The sequence below is a fragment of the Sulfurivermis fontis genome, assembly GCF_004001245.1.
GTDB classification, from domain to species: domain Bacteria; phylum Pseudomonadota; class Gammaproteobacteria; order Thiohalomonadales; family Thiohalomonadaceae; genus Sulfurivermis; species Sulfurivermis fontis.
Window position 1 is genome coordinate 688,820 of record NZ_AP018724.1, and the last position, 22,318, is coordinate 711,137.

The 22,318-nt window shown below is 65.4% G+C and carries 19 protein-coding genes; 17 read left to right on the forward strand and 2 right to left on the reverse strand.

Annotation, left to right across the window (positions count from 1 at the left end):
• Window positions 1-6: 6 nt before the first annotated feature.
• From ampE to pepN, 12 genes are all read left to right on the forward strand, one after another.
• Window positions 7-867 carry a regulatory signaling modulator protein AmpE gene (gene ampE / locus EP379_RS03695; RefSeq protein WP_127475967.1) on the forward strand — a complete coding sequence of 287 codons (861 nt, stop codon included), beginning with the start codon at window positions 7-9 and terminating at the stop codon, window positions 865-867.
• 49 nt (window positions 868-916) lie between these two features.
• Complete coding sequence (cobU, locus tag EP379_RS03700; RefSeq protein WP_127475969.1) at window positions 917-1,423, forward strand: bifunctional adenosylcobinamide kinase/adenosylcobinamide-phosphate guanylyltransferase; 507 nt, start codon at window positions 917-919, stop codon at window positions 1,421-1,423.
• A gap of 109 nt (window positions 1,424-1,532) precedes the next feature.
• Window positions 1,533-2,582 carry a nicotinate-nucleotide--dimethylbenzimidazole phosphoribosyltransferase gene (cobT, locus tag EP379_RS03705; RefSeq protein WP_127475971.1) on the forward strand — a complete coding sequence of 350 codons (1,050 nt, stop codon included), beginning with the start codon at window positions 1,533-1,535 and terminating at the stop codon, window positions 2,580-2,582.
• 203 nt (window positions 2,583-2,785) lie between these two features.
• Window positions 2,786-5,338 (forward strand): putative bifunctional diguanylate cyclase/phosphodiesterase, encoded by a 2,553-nt coding sequence (locus tag EP379_RS03710; RefSeq protein WP_127475973.1) that lies wholly within the window; start codon window positions 2,786-2,788, stop codon window positions 5,336-5,338.
• 239 nt (window positions 5,339-5,577) lie between these two features.
• A complete protein-coding gene (locus EP379_RS03715; RefSeq protein ID WP_127475975.1) occupies window positions 5,578-6,933 on the forward strand; it encodes a PAS domain-containing sensor histidine kinase in 1,356 nt (451 codons plus the stop codon).
• Window positions 6,896-7,528: a response regulator gene (locus tag EP379_RS03720; protein WP_127475977.1), complete on the forward strand. Its 633-nt coding sequence runs from the start codon at window positions 6,896-6,898 to the stop codon at window positions 7,526-7,528. Before EP379_RS03715 ends, EP379_RS03720 begins: the two co-directional genes overlap by 38 nt.
• A gap of 237 nt (window positions 7,529-7,765) precedes the next feature.
• Complete coding sequence (locus EP379_RS03725) at window positions 7,766-8,407, forward strand: response regulator (protein ID WP_127475979.1); 642 nt, start codon at window positions 7,766-7,768, stop codon at window positions 8,405-8,407.
• 66 nt (window positions 8,408-8,473) lie between these two features.
• Window positions 8,474-8,947 (forward strand): CZB domain-containing protein, encoded by a 474-nt coding sequence (locus EP379_RS03730; protein ID WP_127475981.1) that lies wholly within the window; start codon window positions 8,474-8,476, stop codon window positions 8,945-8,947.
• A gap of 28 nt (window positions 8,948-8,975) precedes the next feature.
• A complete protein-coding gene (locus tag EP379_RS03735) occupies window positions 8,976-12,074 on the forward strand; it encodes a putative bifunctional diguanylate cyclase/phosphodiesterase (protein ID WP_127475983.1) in 3,099 nt (1,032 codons plus the stop codon).
• Between the two features lie 129 nt (window positions 12,075-12,203).
• The gene (locus EP379_RS03740) at window positions 12,204-12,815 is read left to right on the forward strand and encodes a histidine phosphatase family protein (RefSeq protein WP_197722848.1); all 612 of its coding nucleotides are present in this window, start codon (window positions 12,204-12,206) and stop codon (window positions 12,813-12,815) included.
• A 95-nt stretch (window positions 12,816-12,910) separates the two neighbouring features.
• Complete coding sequence (locus tag EP379_RS03745) at window positions 12,911-13,639, forward strand: adenosylcobinamide-GDP ribazoletransferase (RefSeq protein WP_127475985.1); 729 nt, start codon at window positions 12,911-12,913, stop codon at window positions 13,637-13,639.
• Window positions 13,640-13,733: 94 nt separating this feature from the next.
• Window positions 13,734-16,349, forward strand: coding sequence for an aminopeptidase N (gene pepN / locus EP379_RS03750; RefSeq protein WP_127475987.1), 2,616 nt, complete (start codon window positions 13,734-13,736; stop codon window positions 16,347-16,349).
• 43 nt (window positions 16,350-16,392) lie between these two features.
• Here pepN and EP379_RS03755 read toward each other — a convergent pair whose 3' ends face one another.
• Both EP379_RS03755 and EP379_RS03760 read right to left on the reverse strand, forming a co-directional pair.
• Window positions 16,393-17,712, reverse strand: coding sequence for a diguanylate cyclase domain-containing protein (locus tag EP379_RS03755; protein ID WP_127475989.1), 1,320 nt, complete (start codon window positions 17,710-17,712; stop codon window positions 16,393-16,395).
• 16 nt (window positions 17,713-17,728) lie between these two features.
• Window positions 17,729-17,995, reverse strand: coding sequence for a hypothetical protein (locus tag EP379_RS03760; RefSeq protein WP_127475991.1), 267 nt, complete (start codon window positions 17,993-17,995; stop codon window positions 17,729-17,731).
• 95 nt (window positions 17,996-18,090) lie between these two features.
• Between EP379_RS03760 and EP379_RS03765 the strand changes: the two genes are divergently transcribed.
• The 5 genes from EP379_RS03765 (at window position 18,091) to EP379_RS03785 (ending at window position 22,294) form a co-directional block, all read left to right on the forward strand.
• The gene (locus tag EP379_RS03765; RefSeq protein WP_127475993.1) at window positions 18,091-18,444 is read left to right on the forward strand and encodes a CZB domain-containing protein; all 354 of its coding nucleotides are present in this window, start codon (window positions 18,091-18,093) and stop codon (window positions 18,442-18,444) included.
• 2 nt (window positions 18,445-18,446) lie between these two features.
• Window positions 18,447-19,340, forward strand: coding sequence for an adenosylcobinamide-phosphate synthase CbiB (gene cbiB, locus EP379_RS03770; protein WP_172600365.1), 894 nt, complete (start codon window positions 18,447-18,449; stop codon window positions 19,338-19,340).
• A gap of 37 nt (window positions 19,341-19,377) precedes the next feature.
• On the forward strand, window positions 19,378-20,457 hold the full coding sequence (gene cobD / locus EP379_RS03775; protein ID WP_127475997.1) for a threonine-phosphate decarboxylase CobD: 1,080 nt from the start codon (window positions 19,378-19,380) through the stop codon (window positions 20,455-20,457).
• Window positions 20,438-21,049 (forward strand): ankyrin repeat domain-containing protein, encoded by a 612-nt coding sequence (locus EP379_RS03780; protein WP_172600366.1) that lies wholly within the window; start codon window positions 20,438-20,440, stop codon window positions 21,047-21,049. Before cobD ends, EP379_RS03780 begins: the two co-directional genes overlap by 20 nt.
• A 285-nt stretch (window positions 21,050-21,334) precedes the next feature.
• The gene (locus tag EP379_RS03785; RefSeq protein ID WP_127476001.1) at window positions 21,335-22,294 is read left to right on the forward strand and encodes a helix-turn-helix transcriptional regulator; all 960 of its coding nucleotides are present in this window, start codon (window positions 21,335-21,337) and stop codon (window positions 22,292-22,294) included.
• Window positions 22,295-22,318: the final 24 nt, after the last annotated feature.

Genomic DNA, 22,318 nt, shown 5'->3' on the forward strand with positions numbered 1-22,318 from the left:
AGCGCCATGGCCCTGCTCACGATATTGCTGTGCGTCTTTCTCGAACGTCTCCTCGGCTCGCTGGAGGAGATGCGTCGCTTTGGCTGGCTGGATCTGCTGATGCAGCAGGTGCGGCGGCAGCCCTGGGCCGATGGCCCTGCCGGTGTTGCGGTTGTGGTGCTGATCCCGGTGCTGACCGTGCTGCTGCTCGGTGTCCTGTTCCACGCCATCGGCTGGCCGCTGTTCTTCCTGTTTGCCGTGCTGGTATTGCTGTACAGCTTCGGGCCGCGCGATCTGGAGGCGGAGGTGGAGGCGTTTCTCGAGGCGCGCGAGCGCGGCGACGAGGAGTCGGCCATGCTCTATGCTGGCGACATGCTCGGCAACACCACGGTGGACAGCTCCGGCAAGCTGACCCGCGTCATGCTGGAGACCATGCTGGCCGAGGCCAACGAGCGCTTCTTCGGCGTGGTGCTCTGGTTCATCCTGCTCGGACCGGTCGGTGCGCTGCTGTATCGCGTGGCCGTGCTGGTGCGGCGTGGCAGTGCCAGCGAGGCCTCCGGTTTCGCCGCCGCGGCGCAGCGTCTGCACCAGATCCTGGCTTGGCTGCCGGCACGCCTCACCGCCCTAGCCTATGCCCTCAGCGGCAGCTTCGTCGATGCCATGCACTATTGGCGCGAGGAGGCCGGCAAGTGGCTGGAGGACAGCCGCTTCATCCTCGTCGCCAGCGGCTTCGGCGCCCTGCGCTACCAGCCGGCGGAGGACGACGGCGTGACCCCGGACCTCGCGGAGGAGGACAGCTACATCCGCGAGGCCCTCGCCCTGATCCGCCGCGCCGCCCTGGTCTGGCTGGTGGTGCTGGCGGTGTTTACCCTGGCGGGGGCGTTGTAGCCGCAGCACCTGCCCCGTTTGCCGCGCACACCATTCGTTCCCTCGTGCCATGAAGCATCTCATTCTCGGCGGTGCCCGTTCCGGCAAGAGCCGCCATGCCGAGCAGTTGGCTGCACAGGCTGGCCGCAGCGTCGTCTACATCGCTACTGCCGAGGCGCTGGACGAGGAAATGGCGATGCGCATCACCCATCATCGTGCCCGGCGCCCCGCCGACTGGGCGCTGGTGGAGGAACCTTTGGCGTTGGCGCAGGTGCTGCGGCGCGAGGCGGCAGCGCATCGTTGCCTCCTGGTGGACTGCCTGACCCTGTGGCTCGGCAACCTGCTGGCACTGGACGACGCGCGCATGCAGCAGGAAACGCACGCGCTGTATGCCGCGCTGCCGGAGTTGTCCGGCGATATCCTGCTGGTCAGCAACGAGGTGGGCTGGGGTATCGTGCCCGACAATCCCCTGGCCCGGCGTTTCCGCGACGAGGCCGGCCGTCTGCACCAGCGGCTGGCGGAATTGTGCGATCACGTCAGCCTGGTGGCCGCCGGACTGCCCCTGCGCTTGAAATGAGAGGGGCGTCGCGCTTCCGGGCGACGGGTATTGATCCAAATCTTTTGTATTTGCCCCCGCTTGGGCGACAATGCGCCTCCCCGGAAATTTCCACACAGGATATAAGTCAATGTCTGATGCCTGGTTGCACCAGCCCGTTGCCGCGCCCGATGAATCCGCCATTGCCGCCGCTCAGGCGCGGCAGGGGGTGCTGACCAAGCCGCCCGGGGCACTGGGGCGGCTGGAGGAACTGGCGGTCGAGCTGGCCGGCCTGCAGCGGCGCGAGCGGCCGCAACTGGAGCGGGTGCGCGTCGTGGTGTTTGCCGCCGATCACGGCGTCGCGGCGGAGGGGGTGTCGGCCTTTCCCCAGGCGGTGACGGTGGAAATGATTCGCAACTTTGCCCGCGGCGGCGCGGCGATCTGCGTGCTGGCGCGGGCCGTGGGGGCGACGCTGGAAGTGGTCGACGTGGGGGCGGCCAGCGCGGTGGAGCCGCTGCCCGGCGTGGTGAGCCGCCGGGCCGGCGACGGCAGTGCCAACTTCTGCCGCAAGCCGGCCATGAGCGCCGGGCAGTTGCACATCGCCCTCGCCGCCGGGCGCGAGGCAGTGGAGCGGGGCCTGGCGGCCGGCATGGACTTGTTCATCGGCGGCGAGATGGGCATCGCCAATACCACGGTGGCCACGGCGGTGGCTTCGGCAGCTCTGCAACTGGATCCGGCCCTGGTGGCCGGTGCCGGTACCGGCCTCGATGCGGCGGGGATCGGTCACAAAGCCGAGGTGGTACGCCGCGCGCTGGCTCTGCACCGCGAGGAACTGGAGCTGCCACTGGACATCCTGCGTTGCGTCGGTGGCTTCGAGATCGCCGCCCTGACCGGCGCCTATATCGCCGCCGCCCAGGCCGGTGTGCCGGTGCTGGTGGACGGCTTCATTACCACCACCGCGGCGCTGATGGCGGTGCAGATCAATCCCACCATACGCCCCTGGCTGCTGTTCTCCCATCACTCCGCCGAACGGGGCCACGGCCGCCTGCTCGCCGCCCTGGAGGCACATCCGTTGCTCAGTCTGGGGCTGCGCCTGGGCGAGGGCAGCGGTGCGGCGACGGCGCTGCCGTTGTTGCAACTGGCCTGCCGCCTGCACGGCGAGATGGCCACCTTTGCCGAGGCAGGGGTAAGCGACGGGTAGAGCGCAATGCCTGTGGCTTGCTTGGGTTGTCCGCAATGCGGGCGGCTTTCTTTACCTTTTCACTGGACTATTGTTACTGGTAAGGAATATCCCGATACCGTGGCCTTTGCGCGGTATGTGATAGTTGCGGTGCCGGCGGTGTGAGTGTATCCCCCGGGCCGTATGCAAACATGTTTTCATAACAATAAAGAAAGGCCAGTGTCATGTGGCATCTGTTTCGCACCATCAAGGGCTTCATGCTGCTCGCCGCTCTGGCCGGATCCCTGCTGTTGTTTGCCGGCGCCTACGGCGTCGTCGCCTCACTCTATGATCGGACCGTGCGCGAGGATGCCCGCGAGGTGTCCGAAGTGCTCGCCGGACAGACCTTCGATGCCATGTTTCAGGTAATGCGCAAGGGCTGGACGCGCGCCGAGCTGGAAGAATTCCTCGCCGCCATGCGCGGCCGTTTCGCCGACACCCCCTACAGCCTGGAGATCTACCGCGGCGAACGCGTCGAGGCGCTGTACGGCGCCATCGAGCAGCCGCTGCCCGACGCCGCCATCCGGCAGGCATTCGCGGACGGCCGCAACGTGGTGCACGAGGACGATGCCGGTCTGCGCCACGTCTATCCGCTGCGTGCGCGTCAGGAGTGCTTGGGTTGCCATACCAACGCCGCCGTAGGCGACACCTTGGGGGTGATCGATCTGCGGCAGGATTTGCGCCCGGTGCTGGAGCGCGCCCGTGCCGGCTTCATGGCGGCGCTGTGGCTGATCGTGCCGGTGATGCTGGCGGGCGCCTTCCTGGTGGCGATGTTCATCCACGGCCGCATCGATCATTCGGTGCAACTGCTGCGCGGCCGTGTCGGCCAGGTCAACAAGGTATCCGATCTCGCCCATTTCGCCATGGACGACTCCCAGGTCGGCTTTCGTGAGCTGGACGACATCCTCGGCGAGGTGCGCGCCCTGGTGGAGCGGCTGCGCGAGTTCGCCGTGGACAAGGACCTGCTGGAGTTCGAGATCCGCCTGCTGGAGCGCTTCATCATCACCTCCGAGGTGGTGCGCGACTGGCGCGAGTACGTCAATCACCTGTTGCTGGAGATCAACAAGGTGATGGAGGCCTATGTGCTGTTCTCCGTGTTCAAGGTCGAGGAAGAGGTCTTCGATCTGGAAATCTTCTGGCGCAACCGCCCCTCGCCGCATATGACCCAGGTGCTGGAGCGCAGCGTACGTGCCGTATTGCAGCGCCATCCTTACTTCAAGGGCATGGCCTCGGTGGAGGTCAACCACAACACCGCCGATGCCAGCCGCGACATGCCGAACCTGTCCGAGGCCGACATCGAGTTGCAGAGCAAGAGCCTGTTCGTGGATACGCCGAAGATCGGCGGCATCGTCGGTATCGGTGTGCAGGCCGGCCTCGGCAAGGATGCCATGCGCCTGTTGGTGATGGAGAGCATCCTCTCCACCCTGCTCAATGTGGTCGGCTCGGTCAAGGCCATCTACAAGTACACCAAGGAGCTGGAGTATTACGCCACGCGCGACCCGCTCACCCATCTCTACAATCAGCGCGCCTTCTGGGAGCTGCTGGAGTACGAAATGGATCGCGCACGGCGCAAGGGCGAGCGCCTCGGCTTGCTGATGATCGACATGGACAACTTCAAAAGTGTCAACGATACCTACGGGCATGGTTTCGGCGATGCCTTCCTGCAGGCCTTCGCCAATCTGCTCAAGCAGGTGTTCCGCCACGGCGATGTGGTGGCGCGCTACGGCGGTGATGAGTTCGTCGTGCTGTTGACCGACACGCCGGAAAACCAGGCCTGGACAGCGGCGCAGCGCCTGGTGGAGGAGGCCGCGCAGATGAGCCTCACCGCGCCGGACGGTAAGGCGGTACGCGCCACTATTTCCATCGGTATCGCCCTGTGTCCGGACCATGCCGAGGCGGCGCGCGATCTGTTCCTCATCGCCGACAACCTGATGTATCGCGCCAAGAGCGAGGGCAAGAACCGCGTCATGCTGGCAGGCAGCGAGGATGTGGCGGAGATCTACCGCGGCATCGGCGCGCAGAGTTTCACTATTCTGGCGGCACTGGAGGAAAAACGCTTCGTGCCCTATTTCCAGCCCATTGTCGCCGCTGGTGACGGCACGCCCTTCGCCTTCGAGGTGTTGAGCCGCATGCTGGGCGAGAGCGGCGAGGTGGCGGTGGCCGGTGAATACATCGATGTGGCCGAGCGCATGGGGGTGGTGCACAAGCTGGATTACCAAGTGATGGAGCATGCCTTCGAGGCGGTGCGCCGCACCGGCTATACCGGCAAGTTGTTCGTCAATCTGTCGCCCAAGGCGCTGATTCTCGGTGAATTCATGCCGACGGTGGAGCGGCTGGTGGAGCAAAGCGGCATCGATCCGGCGCAGGTGGTGTTCGAATTGACCGAGCGCGAGACGGTGCGCAATCTGGCGCTGTTGCAGACCTTCGTCACCGAACTGAAGGCGCGCGGCTTCCAGTTCGCCATTGACGATTTCGGCTCCGGCTTCTCCTCCTTCCACTATCTCAAGCACTTTCCCATCGATTACGTGAAGATCGACGGCGACTTCATCATCAATCTCATGCACGACGAGCGCGATCAGGTGTTCGTGCGCCATATGGCGGCGATGGCGCGCGACCTCGGTATCCAGACCATCGCCGAGTTCGTCGAGGATGCCGAGGTGATGATACATGTGCGTGAGGCGGGGGTTGGTTACGTGCAGGGCTATTTCATCGGCCGGCCGGGGGCGAAGCTGGGCTAGGGAAGCTCTGAATAAGTTCAGAGCTTCCGCGGCACAGGGATGTGCCGCCATTTTTCAACGACGATAAGTCGTTGAAAAATGAAGCCAAGCGAAAATCACACTTTTCGCTTGGCGTGGTTTTGTCCATGGATGGACTTATGTCGCGCAGCCCAGGGAAGGGCGGGAGCGACCCGAGAAGTCCAGGATGGACTTATTCAGACCTTCCCTAGGGAGAACCATCGGCCGGTGGAGGCGGGCGCATGCAGAGGCAAGAGGAAAGCAATGTCGCCACGGACCGCCGCTGGGTCGTGTTGCCGGCGCTGCTGGCGGCGGCCGCCTGCGGCGGTGTGCTGGGCCGCAGTCTCGGTTGTGCGGCCCCCTGGGATGCATCGCTGCCGTTCGCTGTGGCGGCCGGACTGCTGGCCAGCGGTGCGGTACTGATATGGTGCCTGTGGCGGATGCGTGGTTCCTGCCGGCGCGATGCCGCCGCCGTACAGCAGTTGAGTGCGGCGCTGGAGCAGAGCCGTGTCGCCGAGCAGGTGTTGCAGCGCCGCGAGCATTTCTATCTCACCATCCTCGAGGACATTCCGGAGATGATCTGCCGCTGGTATCCCGACGGCCGTATCAGCTACGTCAACGAGGCCTATTGCCGTCATTTCCAGGTGTCACGCGAAGAGTTGTTGCGTCAGGGCGGTTTTCCCCTGTTTCACCCCGGTGCCGGACGTCGTGACGCGGCGCTGTACCATGAGCAGCCAGTAGTGGTGATGGAGTATCCGGTGCAGCAGGACGATGGGTCGCAGCGTTGGGAACGTTGGGTGGATCGCGCGCTGTTCAACGACGATGGTTCCATCCGTGAGTTCCAGTCGGTAGGCGAAGATATCACCGCGCGCAAGCATGCCGAGCAGGAGACGGCACGGCTGCTGGAGGAGAATCGCCGCCTGGCGCGCATGGCCCTGGCGATCCAGGAAGAGGAGCGCGCCAATCTGGCGCGCGAGCTGCACGATGAATTGGGGCAGTCGCTTACCGCCATTCGTGCCGAGGCGGAGTGCGTGTTGCAACTCAATCGTGATCGCAGTGCGCTGATCAGTGAGTGCGCCAGTTCCATCAATGCCGTCGCCGGCCAGGTGTACGTCACGGTGCGCGGCATGATGCGGCGTCTCCGTCCGTCGTTACTCGACGATCTGGGGCTGGTGGCCGCGCTGGAGGAACTGCTGCAGCAGTGGCACGGCCATCATCCTGAAGTGGTGCTGGAGAGTTCGCTGTCAGCACCACCTTCACTGCCGCAGACGGTGGAGTTGACGGCGTATCGCATTGCCCAAGAGGCGCTGACCAACATCAGCAAGCATGCCGCCGCCAGCCGGGTGACGGTATCGTTGCGCCCGGCCGCAGGGCGGCTGGAACTGTGTGTGCGCGACGACGGGGTCGGCATCGACAAGCGTGCCGCTGACCGTGGTTTCGGCCTGCTCGGCATGCGCGAGCGTGCGCTGGTGGTAGGTGGCGAGTTTCATGTCTCCACGGGGCCGGGCACGGGAACGACCGTGCGTGCCGTGCTGCCGTTGACGGAACGGGAGGTGCAAGATGCCGGGAGAGACTATCCGGATCCTGCTGGTGGATGACCATCCGGTGGTGCGCGCCGGGTTTCACCGCCTGCTGGAGGTGAATGCGGGGGTGGTGGTGGCCGAGGCGAGCAGCGGGGAGGAGGCGGTGCAGTTGTATGCGGCGACCGCTCCCGACGTGGTGGTGCTGGACCTGGCCATGCCGGGTATCGGCGGCCTGGAGACGGTGCGTCGCATCCTGGCGCGCGATGGCGAGGCGCGTATCCTGGTGTTCAGCATTCACGACAATGAAGCGATGCTGTCGCGCGCATTGCAGGCCGGTGCCCTGGGTTATCTGACGAAGCAGTCGGCGCCGGCGATCCTGTTGGAGGCGGTGCATGCGGTGGCCGAGGGGCGCATGTATATCGACCCCGATCTCGTGGGACACGCCCTGGGCGGCGGTCGCGACGGGCTGCTGGAGCGGTTGACGCCGCGTGAGTTCGAGGTGTTTCGCCTGCTGGCGGAGGGACATTCGGTCAACGAGATCGCCAATCTGCTGTCCATCAGCCCGAAGACCGCCGGTGTGCACCACACCCGTATCATGCACAAGCTGGAAGTGAAGACATCGGCACAACTGGTGCGCCTCGCGCTGCGCCATGGTGTGATCATGCCGTGAGTTGTCCCGGTAATCGTTGATTGTTTTGCTTGTAAGTCTTCTTGTGACGCTCCGTGCGGTGATGGCCGGTCAGGTCGCCGCGTGTCTTTATGGCGGGTGCCAAATGCAAGCCTGGCGCCGGGGGCTGCGGCACCAAAAATACGCCATCTGCTTATTTCCCAATTCCTGCGCAACAGGCATCTTGCCCGCATGGTCGGCGGCGGGTGTCGCGGCGTTGGTACTGAAACACGGGTAGTGATGAGCGGTGACAAGATTTCCGCCCTGGTGGCGGATGACCATCCGGTGGCGCGCATCGGCATGCGTCGATTATTGGAGGTGAATGGAATTGGTGTCGTGGCCGAGGCCGCCACCGGGGAAGAGGCCTATCGTCTGTACGAATTCCATCGGCCCGACATGGTGTTGATGGACATGCGCATGCCAGGCATCGGCGGTCTGGAGGCGGTGCGCCGCATCCGCCTGCGCGATGCCGCTGCCCGCATCCTGATGCTGAGCGTCTCGGACAGCACGGCGCTGTTTCAGCAGGCGCTCGGTCTGGGGGTGGCGGGCTATCTCACCAAGAGCGCCGCGCCCGCCGAGATCGTCAGCGCGGTACGGCGTGTGGCGGCCGGCGGCAAGCATTTTGATCAGGTACTGCTCGCAAAGAGTAACGGTGCACCAGGCGAGGCGCCGCGCCCGTTGCTGCAGGTGCTGACGCCGCGCGAGTTCGAGGTGTTCCGTCTGCTGGCGGAAGGGTATTCGGTTACAGAAATTGCGGGTATTCTGTCGATCAGCCCGAAGACCGCGGGTGTCCACCACACCCGCATCATGCACAAGCTGGGGATCCGTTCACCGGTGCAGCTCGTGCGTCTGGCCTTTCAACAGGGAGTGATCACGTTGTGAATAAGGGAAGCTCTGAACTTATTCAGAGCTTCCCTAAGACAATAACAACAGCGGAGGAGAGACAGTATGAGCATACTATCGTGGTTGAAGAGTGTTACCCAGGGCGGCGCTGACGTCGCCGATAACATTGCCCTCCAGCCGTTGCAGTTTGCTGCCGGCGAGGAGGAGTTCCGCGGCCTGAACATGAAGCAGGCACTGGATGCGCACATCGCCTGGACACGGCGCATCGAGAATCATCTGAAAGGCGGCGATGACAGCCGCTACGAGGTGGCCGAGGTGGCCGCCGACCATCTGTGTACCCTCGGCAAGTGGATTCACGGCGCCGCCCAGATTGAGTTTGGCCGGACGCCGGAGTATGCCGACCTGCGCCGGGTGCATGCCGATTTTCACATCGCCGTCGGTGCGGTGCTGAACGATGTGGACAACGGCACCGTCACCGATGCCGAGCAGACCCTCAAGAAAATCCGTCATAAATCCGGAGAGGTGCAGCTGGCACTGATCCGTCTCTACGCGGCGGCACGATCGGCGGGCATGCACTGAAGCAGGCGCCGCGCAGGCGCTGTCCACCATGCAGTTATTTCGACTCTTCCTGCTGTTTGCCCTGGTGCTCACGGCACTGCTGGCGATCCCCGCCGGCGTGGTGCTGTGGGATGCCGGTGCACGTCTGCGCGAGGTACGTGATGCCGAGGTTGTGCTGACGCGCCTGCAGCAACTGTCGACACAATTGCGGGCCGTGCACGAACGACAGTATGCCGCGCTGCGCGGGCACAGCGACGCCCGTCCCGAACCGTTGCCCGGGCGGTGTACCGCGGCTGCCGCCGTGGTGCCGACTGCGGCCGGGGGGGCGGGACTGCCTGCCGATTTGCCCGCCACTGCTCCGGCATTGTTGCAGCAGGCCGAGCAGGAGGTCGCTGCCGTACGTCTGCCGCCGCCGCTGGTCCTGCCGGTAATCGCCTGGCTCGATCTGTTGCGCAGCCTCGATTATGCGGCGCGCGAGCGCGAACTGGCCTGGCAGCTGGCGCAGGGCGGCAGCGAGGCGACTCTGGCGACGCTGTTCGAGCTGTGCGGCCTGGCGGTGCGGCTGGACGACGTGCTGCAACGGCGCCTCGTGCGGGAGCTGCCGCCGGCGCTGTCGCTGGCTACCGCTTCCATTGTCCACGGCGTATCCGCGCCGGAGCCCGGCAAGTGCGCCCAGGCCGGTGATGACGCGGCACTGGCCTCGCGCCACATGACGGCCGCGGCACGCCATGCGGCGCTGCTGACGGTCGAGCGGCAATATGGCCAATGGATCAGTGACCAGGCGCAGCAACTGCTGCTGCAGGCCTGGCTGCGCGGCTTCGTCATCGTCTGCGCTGGTGGTGCCGCACTGCTGGCCATGTCGCTGTTCGGCTTTGGCGTGCTGCGCTTTCATGCCCGCCCTGTGCTGTCCCTGTCGCGGGTCCTCCATGCCCTGCGGCAGGATGCGACGGCAACGGCGCGCGCCGCTGCCGGTGGCAGTGGCGAGATGGCTGCGCTGGGCAGTTCCATCAATGAACTGGTGGATCGCTGGCAGGCCCACGATCACTATCACCGTCTGGCCGACAGCGTGTTCGAACATGCCCTGGACGGCATCCTCGTCACCGACGCCGCCGGCGTCATCCAGGCGGTGAATCCGGCCCTGGGACGCATGATGGCCTATCCGGGGCGCGCCCTGATGTACCGCAATGTGCGCCTGTTCAAGTCCGGTTGTCATGATGCGGAATTCTATCGGTCGATGTGGCAGGCGATCTCGCAGCAGGGTCAGTGGAGCGGCGAGATATGGAACCGGCGCGGCGATGGTGAACTGGCGTTGCTGCGCCTGTCCATCGCGGCGGTGCGCGATGCGGCGGGAGAGCTGTTGCACTACGTCGGCATCTACAGCGACGTCACCGAGCAGCGTCGCGCCGAAGAGGCCCTGCACCGCGCCCACGATTACCAGCGCACCATTCTTGCCGCGCTGGGTGAAGGACTGTACTGCGTCGATGGCGAGGGGTTCCTGCGCTTTCTCAATCCGGCGGCGGAACGGATGCTGGGCTGGCGCGAGAGCGAATTGCTCGGCCGCAATGCCCATGACGCCTTCCACGGCAAGCGGCCCGACGGCACGCCGCTGCCGCGCAGCGAGTGCGCCTTGCTGGGGGTGTTTCGTGACGGCGCCTCCTATCATGGTGAGGAAATGTTCACCCGGCGCGACGGCCGCAGCTTTCCGGTGGAATGCCATTCCACGCCACTGTACGAGAACGGCACCATCACCGGCGCCGTGGTGGCGTTCACCGACATCAGCCGGCGCAAGGAGGACGAACAGCGCATCCTGCATCTGGCCTACCACGATGGCCTGACCGGGCTGGCCAACCGCAGCTTCCTGCTGCAGCATCTGCGCCTGCTCATCGCCCAGGGGCACCGCCACCCCATGCCGCTGGCGGTGCTGTTCCTCGACCTCGATCGCTTCAAGCAGGTCAACGATTCACTCGGTCATCATATCGGCGATACCTTGCTGATGCAGGTGGCGGCGCGCCTGCGCGGCGTGCTGCGCAGCGGCGACATGCTGGCGCGCCAGGGTGGCGACGAGTTCATCGTGGTATGCAGCGCCGAGCCGGACGGTGGCGCGGTCTGCCCGGCGGCACTGCGTGTGGCGGCAAAGATCCATGCCGTGCTGGGTCAACCCTTCAGCATCGACGGGCAGGAGCTGTTCATCGGCGCCAGTATCGGCATCAGCTGCCTGCCGGAGCATGGTATCGATGCCGACATTCTGCTGCGCCGTGCCGACCAGGCCATGTACCAGGCCAAGCAGGCCGGGCTCGATACCGCCATCTATACCCCGGGAGGCGAGCGCTACGTGCAGGACCGCCTGACGCTGGAGACCCGCCTGCGCGGGGCGCTGGCGCGCAACGAGTTGCGTACCCTGGTACAGCCGGTGGTGGAGCTGGCCAGCGGCCGCATCATCGGCGGTGAGGTGTTGCTGCGCTGGAACGATCAGGGGCGGCTGGTTGCGCCGGAACAATTCATCCCGCTGGCGGAGGAGACCGGCCAGATCATCGCCATCGGCGCCTGGGTCAATGCGGAGGCCTGCCGGCTGGCGGCGCAGTGGCGCGCCCTGGTGCCGGATTTCGTGCTGGCCGTGAACCTGTCGCCGCGCCAGCTGTTCGACCAGCACCTGCTGCGCGACCTGTGCAGTGCCATGGGGAGTCATGGCCTGGCGGGGAATGCCCTGGAGCTGGAGATCACTGAAACCGTCACCATGTCGCTGCCGCGGCGCGCCCGCCGCAGCATCCACTGGTTGCGCCAGCGCGGTCTGCGCCTGTCCATCGACGACTTCGGTACCGGTCATTCCAGCCTGAAGCGCCTGCAGGAGATCACCGCCGACCGCCTCAAGATCGATCGCTCCTTCGTCCAGGGCCTGCCGGAGGCGGGCCACAGCGTGACCATCGTGCGCAACACCATCGCCCTGGCCCATGACCTCGGCATGGAGGTGATTGCCGAGGGTGTCGAGACGGAGGCGCAGCGCCGGCTGCTGGCGGAACTGGGCTGCGACCTCGTCCAGGGATTCCTCTATAGCCGCCCGGTGGAGCCGGAGGCCTTTACCCGTTTGCTGCAGAGCGGCCTCATCTCGCCGGAGGACGGCGGCAATACGGACAGTACGCAGCCACAATAGACCGGGCTGCCGCGCCATGGCGGCGTGGCCTGCCCCTGGGCAACGAGTGGTTGCGCAGCCGCTTCGCGCCGAACTCCGGTCCGGTTTCTCGCGCTTGTAATTTGTGTGCCGGGTTTGTAGGGTGCGCGCATGTCCGACCACATCACCACGACAGTCGATCTGATCCGCCACGGCGAGCCCGTCGGCGGGCGCAAGTACCGCGGCCAGATGGATGATCCCCTGAGCGACAAGGGCTGGCGGCAGATGCGCGCGGCGGTGGGCGAGCATTGCCCGTGGCAGGTGATCGTCAGTTCGCCGCTCGCCCGCTGTGCCGCCTTTGCCGAGGAACTGGCGGCACGCCACGGCCTGCCGTTGCGGTTCGACGAGCGCCTGAAGGAAATCGGCTTCGGCGCCTGGGAAGGGAAGACCGCGGCCGAGTTGATGGCCGACGACCCGGAGCGGCTGGCGCGCTTCTGGCGCGATCCGCTCAACCATACGCCGCCCGGCGCGGAAACCCTGTATGCCTTCCGGGATCGGGTCATCGCCGGCTGGCAGGACCTGCTCCTACAGTACGCCGGCCGGCATGTGCTGGTGGTGGGGCACGCCGGCATGATGCGCATGATCATCCGCGAGGTGCTGGAGATGCCGTTGGACAAATTGTTCCGCCTGCAGGTGGGCAATGCCGCCATCACCCGCATCCGTATCGACGGCTGCGGCAGCGAGGCCCTGCCGCAGCTGGTGTTCCACGACGGCCGCTTGTGACGGCATTGCCGGGGACGTGTGCGCGGCAGCCGCGCCAGATATAATCCCGCTGCTGCCTTCCTTCATCCATCCCTGGTCTCCGGCCTCCCTGCGTCATGAACAGCTTCCTCATCGCCCTGCAGTTCCTCACCCGTTTTCCCGTGCGCCTGGCGGCGCCGCCCACGGCCGAGGCGCGGGGCCGGTCATTGCTGGCCTATCCGCTGGTGGGCGGCGTCATCGGCCTGTTGCTGGTGGTGCTCGACTGGATGCTGGGAACCCCGGACCCATGGCTGGAGGCGGCGTTGCTGCTCACCGCCTGGGTCATCGTCACCGGTGCGCTGCACCTGGACGGCCTGGCCGACAGCGCCGATGCCTGGCTCGGCGGCCGCGGCGATCCGGCGCGTACCCTGGAGATCATGAAAGATCCGCGCAGCGGTCCCGCCGGCGTGGCGGCGGTGGTGATGCTGCTGCTGGTGAAGTTTGCCGCCCTGACCGCACTGCTGCGCGCCGAATTGTGGCAGGTGCTGTTGATCGCGCCGATCCTCGGCCGCACCTTGCTGATATGGCTGTTCCTTTCCACGCCCTATGTGCGCGAGAACGGCCTGGGCAGCGATCTGGCGCGCCATCTGCCGCGGGAAACCGGTTGGCTGGTGCTGTGTCTGGTGGCCCTCGCCATGCCGCTGCTGTTCGGCTGGCAGGGGCTGCGCCTGCTGCTGATCCTGGCGCTGGTCGCCTGGCTCATGCGCCATCTGATGCTCAAGCACATCCATGGCACCACCGGCGACACCGCCGGCGCACTGCTCGAGGTGATCGAGGTCACCTGCCTGGTGGCGCTGGCTTTGTAATGATCAGTTACGAGTTGCAAGCTGCAAATGACAAGAAAAAACAATTCTTTGTCCTTCGCTTGAGACTTGCAACTTGGAACTTGGAACTTTTTCTATGTCCACCATCTACCTGAAAGACTACACGCCCTATCCCTTCCGCATCACGAAGATCGATCTGCACTTCGAGTTGGAGGAGACGCGCACCCATGTCACGGCGCGTTCGCACTGGCAGCGCGTTGCGGCCGGGCCGTTGCGCCTCGACGGCCAGGAGCTGGAGCTGATCGCGATCCGGCTGGACGGCCGTGTGCTGGGTGCGGATGAATACACGCTGGATGCCGAGGCGCTCACCATCGCCCAGGTGCCGGACCGCTTCACGCTGGAGATCGAGACCATCATCAATCCGGCGGCCAATACCGCGCTGGAGGGACTGTACGTTTCCGGCGGCAACTTCTGCACCCAGTGCGAGGCGGAGGGGTTCCGCAAGATCACCTTTTTTCCCGACCGCCCCGACGTGATGACTGTCTATACCACCACGCTGGTCGCCGAACAGGCAAAGTATCCGGTGCTGCTGTCCAACGGCAACCGGGTGGCGGAGGGCAGGCGCGACGACGGTCGTCACTACGCTACCTGGCATGACCCGTTCCCCAAGCCCTGCTATCTGTTCGCCCTGGTGGCCGGCGACCTCGACTGCGTCGCGGACAGCTTCACCACCCTGAGCGGGCGTGAGGTGGCGCTCCATCTGTATGTGCGCAGCCACGACCGGGACAAGACCGCCCATGCCATGGCCTCGCTCAAGCGCGCCATGGCCTGGGACGAGCAGGCCTACGGCCGCGAGTACGACCTCGATATCTACATGATCGTCGCGGTGTCCGACTTCAACATGGGGGCGATGGAGAACAAGGGGCTCAACATCTTCAATTCGCGCTACGTGCTGGCCAGCCCCGACACCGCCACCGACGCCGATTACGTCGCCATCGAGGGTGTCATCGGTCACGAGTATTTCCACAACTGGTCCGGCAACCGCGTCACCTGCCGCGACTGGTTCCAGCTCTCGCTCAAGGAAGGCTTCACCGTGCTGCGCGATCAGCAGTTCACCGCGGCGATGCTGGACAGTGCTGTGCCGCGCATCGATGACGTGCGCCTGCTGCGCGCGCATCAGTTCCCCGAGGATGCCGGACCGCTGGCCCATCCGGTGCGGCCGCAGAGCTACCAGGAGATCAACAATTTCTACACCCTCACGGTGTACGAAAAGGGCGCCGAGGTGGTACGCATGTTGCACACCCTGCTCGGGCCCGAACTTTTCCGTAAAGGCACCGATCTGTATTTCAGCCGCCACGACGGCCAGGCCGTCACCACCGACGATTTCGTGCAGGCGATGATGGACGTGTCGGGCCGTGACCTGACGCAGTTCAAGCGTTGGTATGACCAGGCCGGCACGCCGCATGTCAGTGTGCAGCGCAGCTATGATGCGCAGCAGAAGACCTATACCCTGACCCTGCGCCAGACCTGCCCGCCGACGCCGGGGCAGGAGCACAAGCTGCCGTTCCATATTCCCCTGCGCATGGCCTTGCTCGATGGCCGCGGCATTCCCTTGCCGTTGCGCCTTAGCGATGAGGCGGCGGCGGTTGGCGGCGAGCGGGTGCTGGAGCTGACGCAGGAGGAGCAACGCTTCACCTTTGTCGATGTGCCGGGCGAGCCGGTGCCCTCGCTGCTGCGCGGCTTTTCCGCACCGGTGAAGCTGGCATTGGAGCTGAGCGACGACGAGCTGGCCTTTCTCATGGGCCATGACACTGACAGTTTCAACCGCTGGGAGGCGGGACAGCAGCTCGCCCTGCGCGTGCTGTTGCGCCTGATCGAGACGCAGCGTGCCGGTGCGGCCCCGGTGTTGGATACCGCCTTTTCTGCCGCCTTCGCCCGCACGCTCGCCGACACCGCGCTCGATCCGGCGCTCATCGCCGAGGCGCTGACCCTGCCGGCGGAGGAGTACGTGGCGGAGTTCATGGCGGTGGTGGACCCGCAGGCGATCCATCAGGCGCGGCAGTTCCTGCGCCGCGCCCTCGCCGCCGCCCATCGCCCGGCGCTGCTGACCGCGTATCAGCGCCTTGCCGATGCCGGGCCGTACCAGATCGATGCCGCCGCCATGGGCAGACGGCGCCTGCGCAACGTGTGCCTCGGCTATCTGGTGGAGTTGGGGGACGCGGAGGCGCGTGGTCTGGCCGTGGCGCAGTTGCAGGCCGACGGCAACATGACCGACGTGCAGGCGGCGCTCACCGCGCTGGTGCACAGCGGCGCGCCGGAATGCAGCGAGGCGCTGGGTGCGTTCCATGCCCGCTGGCGCGAGGAGGCGCTGGTGCTGGACAAGTGGTTCGCCATTCAGGCCACCGCGCCGTTGCCCGGCACGCTGGCGCAGGTGCAGCGTCTGGTGGCATCCAGCGACTTCAACATCAAGAACCCCAACCGCGTGCGCAGCCTGGTGGGCGCGTTCAGTGCGCGCAACCCGGTCTGCTTCCATGCCGCCGACGGCGCCGGTTACGCCTTCCTCGCCGACTACGTCTGCGAACTCAACGCCCTCAACCCGCAGATCGCCGCCCGCCTGCTCGCGCCGCTGACACAATGGAAACGTTACGATGCGGCACGGCAGGCGTTGATGCGCGCGCAGCTGCAGCGCATCGGCGCGTTGCCGGCGCTGTCGCGCGATGTGGCGGAGGTGGTGGAAAAAAGCTTGGCGTAGAAGCGGCTCGGCCGTGATGCGGTGTGGTGCGGCAGGGTCGATCCTACAGGGGGGCGGCGTAGAAGCGGTAGCTGTTCTTGCCGCCCTTCTTGGTTTCGTACATCGCCATGTCGGCGTGGGTGATGAGGGAGTCGGGGTCTTCACCGTCCTGCGGGAACAGGCTGATCCCCACGCTGGTGGTGACCTGCACGCGGTTGCTGCCCAGGTAATAGGGTTTGGCCACCGCCGCGATGATCTTCTGTGCCACACGGCTGATGTCGTCGTCGGGGGTCAGGTCCGGCACCGAGACGGTGAATTCGTCGCCGCCGAAGCGGGCCACGGTGTCGGAGGCGCGCAATACGCCGCTGAGGCGGCGCGCCACCTGGCGCAGCAGCTCGTCACCGGCATGATGACCCAGTTCATCGTTCACCTGTTTGAAACCATCCAGATCGAGGAACATGATCGCCACCTGCCGGTTGTTGCGCTTCGCCCGCAACAGACCCTGGCGCAGGCGATCGTAGAACAGCATGCGATTGGGCAGGTCGGTGAGCAGGTCGTAGTGGGCGAGGTGGTAGAGGCGTTCCTCGTTTTCCTTCTCGCTGGTGATGTCGGAGAACACCGCGACGTAGTGGGTGATGGTGCCCGCTTCGTCACGTACACCGGAGATGGTGAGCCATTCCAGGTAGTGCTTGCCGTCCTTGCGCCGGTTCCAGATCTCACCTTCCCACTGTCCCTCGTTCTGCAGCGTCAGCCACATGTGGCGGTAGAAGGCTTCGCTCTGGCGTCCCGAGCGCAGCAACGCCGGCGTCTTGCCGATGGCCTCTTCGGCGGCATAGCCGGTGAACTCGGTGAAGGCGTGGTTGACGCTGAGGATCACGCCGTTGGGATCGGTGATGAGTACGCCTTCGGCGGCATTCTCGAACACCTTGCCCATCAGGAGCGAAATCAGGTTCATGTTGTGCTTGAAGCCGCTGCGCAGTTGGCTCATTTGTCGGCGCATTTCATCGCTCAGCAGCAGCAGCCGATCGTAGGTGGCGATGTCGAAGGGCTTGCCCTCCTGTTGTGCCAGCAACAATTCCCGTGCCGCCTTGTGCATGGCCTCATGCACCGGGCCGATGGCTTCGAACTCGGGCAGTTTGAGCAGGGCGGGGTTGTCGATGCCGTGGTACCAGCGGCCGAAATGGCAGTGCAGATGCGGTTCTGCCGCCAGGTCGGCAGCATCGGGTGTGCCGTGGCACAGCAGGGTACGGCTGATGCCGTTGACCCAGCGCGTGTGGTTCTCCACCGCATGTTCCAGCTCGATGGCATAGCTGTCCAGCTCACTGGTGGTCAGACGTTGAAACAGGTTCTTGTCCATGTTGGCCCGGGGTTGAACAGTGGTCATTCCTGCCGGCGGGAATTCATTTCCCGGCAATGGCGGCGTCCATCTGTGCCACAGCCTCGCTCCATTCCCTGTGCGCGGTTGCCCCCTGCACCATCAGCTCCATCAGGCCATAGGCGAGCTGGCGGGTGTCGGGATTCATCTCTTTCAGTTTGGTCAGCAGGTAGGCATGGCCGCCCTGCGGAATCGACAGCGTCTTGATCAGCGCGTACAGCAGCAGCGCCTGGCCGGAACGCGGGTCGGCCTGGATGCGGTCACGGGCGGTGTACAGCGGGCTGATGTCCATGGGATGTCGGAAACCGGTGGAGTCACCGTAGTTTACCCCAATTCACGCGTATAATCGCGGCACCGGCACCGCCGCCGGTCGAGCAGCAGAAGCGGATGAATTTCTACGACGCCATCAATTCCCATGTCGCCTGGAAGGTGCATTTGCAGAATCATCTGCTCGGCATCAGCGACACGGCATTCGATGTCCATACCGTCGGGCAGGACAATCTGTGCGCGTTGGGTCACTGGCTGTATGCCAACCTGGCCGCCTGGCAGGATCAGCCGCTGTATTGGGAGGTCATCAAGGCGCATGCCGCCTTTCACCGCTGCGCCGGCGAGATCGTCCACCTGCACGCCGCCGGCAAGACGGAGGAGGCGGAGCACCTGCTGCATCATGAGTATGCGCAGTTGTCCCACCAGTTGGTGCACGCGCTGCGCGAGTTGAGCCGGGTCAGCGACGGTAGCTGAGCATGGGGCTGGCCGTCGTCGGTTTTTGTGCCGTCCTGCTCGACCTGTGGTTGGGGGAGCCGCGTCGTTATCATCCGCTGGTCGGTTTTGGCCGGTTGGCGGCCGCGCTGGAGACGCGGCTCAACCGGCGCCGTCGCACACAGGGCGTGCTGGTGCTGTTGCTGGCGGTGCTGCCCCTGGTGCTGGTGACGGCCGTATTGGCCCATCTGCCCCATATTGGTGTGGTAGCCGAGGTGCTGTTGCTGTATCTCGCCATCGGCGCAACCAGTCTGGCGCAACACGGCCGCGCCGTCGCGGCGGCACTGGCCGGCGGTGATCTGGCGTTGGCCCGCCAGCGCGTGGGCTGGATGGTGAGCCGTGATACGGCCGCGCTGGATGAGGCAGGCGTAGCCCGGGCGGCAACGGAGTCGGTGCTGGAGAATGGCAACGATGCGATATTCGGCGCGCTGTTCTGGTTTGTGGTGCTCGGCGCGCCGGGGGCGGTGCTGTATCGCCTGGTGAACACGCTGGACGCCATGTGGGGTTATCGCAACGAGCGCTATGCCGCCTTCGGCTGGGCGGCGGCGCGCCTGGATGACGTGCTCAACTGGATACCCGCGCGCCTCACCGCACTCAGCTATGCCCTGCTCGGCGACGGTCGCCGCGCCCTGCGCTGCTGGTATCGGCAGGGCCATCGTACGAGCCCCAATGCCGGCGTGGTGATGGCGGCCGGTGCCGGCGCCCTTGGCCTGCAGTTGGGCGGTCCGGCCAGCTATCACGGCAGCGTCGAAGAGCGGCCGTTGCTGGGCGAAGGGGGGGCGCCGGGGGCCGTCGATATCCTGCGTGCCATCCGTCTGGTGCAGCACAGCCTGTGGTTGTGGCTGGGCGCCATTGTGGTACTGGACCTGGCGCGTTGAGGCAGGGCGAACAGAGGGGATTTGCAGGAACAACGGCATGACGCTAGCCACTGCATTGCTACACGGTGGCCGCCTGCGCCAGGCGGCGCGCGACTATGGCATTCCGCTGCAACAATGGCTCGACCTGTCCACCGGCATCAACCCGGCGGGCTGGCCGGTGCCGCCGCTGCCGGCGGCCTGCTGGCAGCGCCTGCCGGAAGACGACGACGGTCTATTGGAAGCGGCCGCCGCCTATTACGGCACTGCCAACCTGCTGCCCTGTGCCGGATCGCAGCAGGCGATCCAGGCCCTGCCGTCGCTGCGTGCACCGGGGCGTGTCGGCCTGCTGCAACCGAGCTACGCCGAACATGCCCATGCCTGGCGTCTGGCAGGGCATGAGGTCGTGGCACTGGCCGCTGACGACATCGAGGCACGGCTGGCGCTGCTCGATGTGCTGTTGCTGGTCCATCCCAACAATCCCGGCGGCGAGCGTTTCGCCCCCGAACAACTGCTCTCCTGGCAGGAGCGGCTCGCCATGCGCGGCGGCTGGCTGGTGGTGGACGAGGCGTTCATGGATGCCACACCGCAGCACAGCATTGCCACCGCGGCGGGCCGCGAGGGGCTGGTCGTGTTGCGCTCGCTGGGGAAGTTCTTCGGCCTGGCCGGCGCCCGTGTCGGTTTCGTGCTGGCCTGGCCGCAGTTGCTGCAGCGCCTGATGGCTGTGTTCGGGCCGTGGCCGGTGAACCATCCGGCGCGCGAGGTGGCGCGTCTGGCATTACTGGATACGGCCTGGCAGGAAGCCATGCGCGGGCAACTGTTGCAGCAGGGGGCGCGCCTGCACGCGCTGCTCACCGCGGCGGGATTGCCGCCGCACGGCGGCACCGCCCTGTTCCAGTACCTGCGTCACCCCGCTGCGCTGCGCCTCCATCAGGCGCTGGCGCAGCAGGGCATACTGGTACGCCGCTTCGACCAGCCGGCGGCGCTGCGTTTCGGCCTGCCCGGCAGCGAGGCGGAATGGCAGCGCCTGCGCAGCGCGCTTGCTATGGTGGGAGCGGGGGATGAACAGGCTATTCGCCGGGAGGACTCGGTTCCTACCTTGGCGTACCGAGGAGCAAGCGATGCTGCACACGATGCGTGACTACGCCTACCGTCATCCCTATCGTTTCTTTGCCCTGCTGGCCGTGCTCGCCGCCGGCCTCTACTACGCCGTGCAGGCCCTCGACACCGAGCGGCGCGACAGCCACGGCCGCACCCTGCTGATCCAGGCGGCCGAGGCCGGCGATATGGCGGCGGTGCAGCGCCTGTTGCGCCGCGGCGCCGAGGTGGACGCCTGCGATGACTGTCGCTGGACCGCGATGATGAAGGCCGCCAACAACGGCCATACCGCCATCGTGCAACTGCTGCTCGATCATGGCGCCGACGTGAACGCGCAGGACAAGGGCGGCTATACGGCGTTGATGGTCGCCGGCGCCAACGGCTATGTCGATACGGTGCGGCTGCTGCTGGCGCGTGGTGCCCGTGTCGATGTGCAGGATCAGGGCATGGGCTGGAGCGCGCTGATCTGGGCGGCGAAGGAGGGCGAGACGGAGGTGGTGAAGCTGCTGCTCGCCGCCGGTGCGCAACGGGAACTGCGTGACAACGAGGGTATGAGCGCACTGGACTGGGCAGAGCGCGAACAGCGTGCGGCGGTGATCGAGCTGTTGCGGCAGCATACCGTACCCGCCCAGTGATGGCCTGATACATCACATTGCTGCGCTCTCCCCGGCTTGGCACAATCAGCCCAAGACCTAGGGAAGCTCTGAATAAGTTTAGAGCTTCCGCGGCACAGGGATGTGCCGCCATTTCCCAACGACGACAAGTCGCCGAAAAATGAAGCCAGGCAAAAATCACACTTTTCGCTTGGCGTGGTTTTGTCCACGGATGGACTTATGTCGCGCAGCCCAGGGAGGGGCGGGAGCGACCTGAGAAGTCCAGGATGGCCTATTTCAGACCTTCCCTAGGGAGGAGCCACAATAATGAACCAGGCCGAACGCATCTTTCGCATCCACCGCGAATTAAAGTCCGGCAAGCGGGTTACCTTTCAGCGTTTGCGTGAAGCGCTCGAAGTTTTATCTGCCACTCTGAAACGCGATATCGCCTATATGCGCGATTTCATGGATGCACCTATTCTCAACGAACGTGACGGCAGCGGCTACTGGTACGACCCTGCCGCCCTGGAGTTTGAACTCCCCGGCCTGTGGTTCAACGACTCCGAACTCTACGCCCTGCTGGCCAGCGAACAGTTGCTGGAAGCGGTACAGCCCGGTTTGCTCACCCCTTACATCGGCCCGCTGCGTGGTCGCATCCGCAAACTGCTGGAGCAAAGCGGCCATAGTGCCGACATCGTCACCAGCCGCGTCCGTCTTCAGGCCGCCGCGCGTCGTCCGGTGGATGCGGAGCATTTCGGCGCCGTTGCCGGTGCCGTGCTCAATGGCCGCATCATAGATATCGAATATCACGGTCGCGAAAAAGGCCACACCACCCGCCGACGGGTCCATCCGCAGCGCCTGCTGCACTACCGCGACAATTGGTATCTGATTGCTTGGTGTGAGCAGGCACAGGATCTGCGCACCTTCTCCCTCGATCGCATCCGCCCGCTCACCACCCATGCGGAGGCGGCTCGCACCCTGCCCGACTCCGACATCGATCGTCTCGTCGGTGCCACATTTGGCATTTTTTCCGGCACCGCCACCGCGTGGGCGGTACTGCGCTTTTCGCCCCATGCCGCCCGCTGGGTTGCCGACGAGCATTGGCATCCAGAACAGATCGGCCAGTGGAACAATGGCTATTATGAGTTGCAGGTTCCTTACTCCGATCCCAGGGAACTGCTCATGGACATACTCAAATATGGCCCGGACGTGGAGGTTCTCGCACCGGAGAGCCTGCGTGAGACCGTGGCCGGCCGCCTGCGGGAGGCCGTAGCCCGCTATAGCTGAGGGCCGGGCTCAACTGGTGAGCCA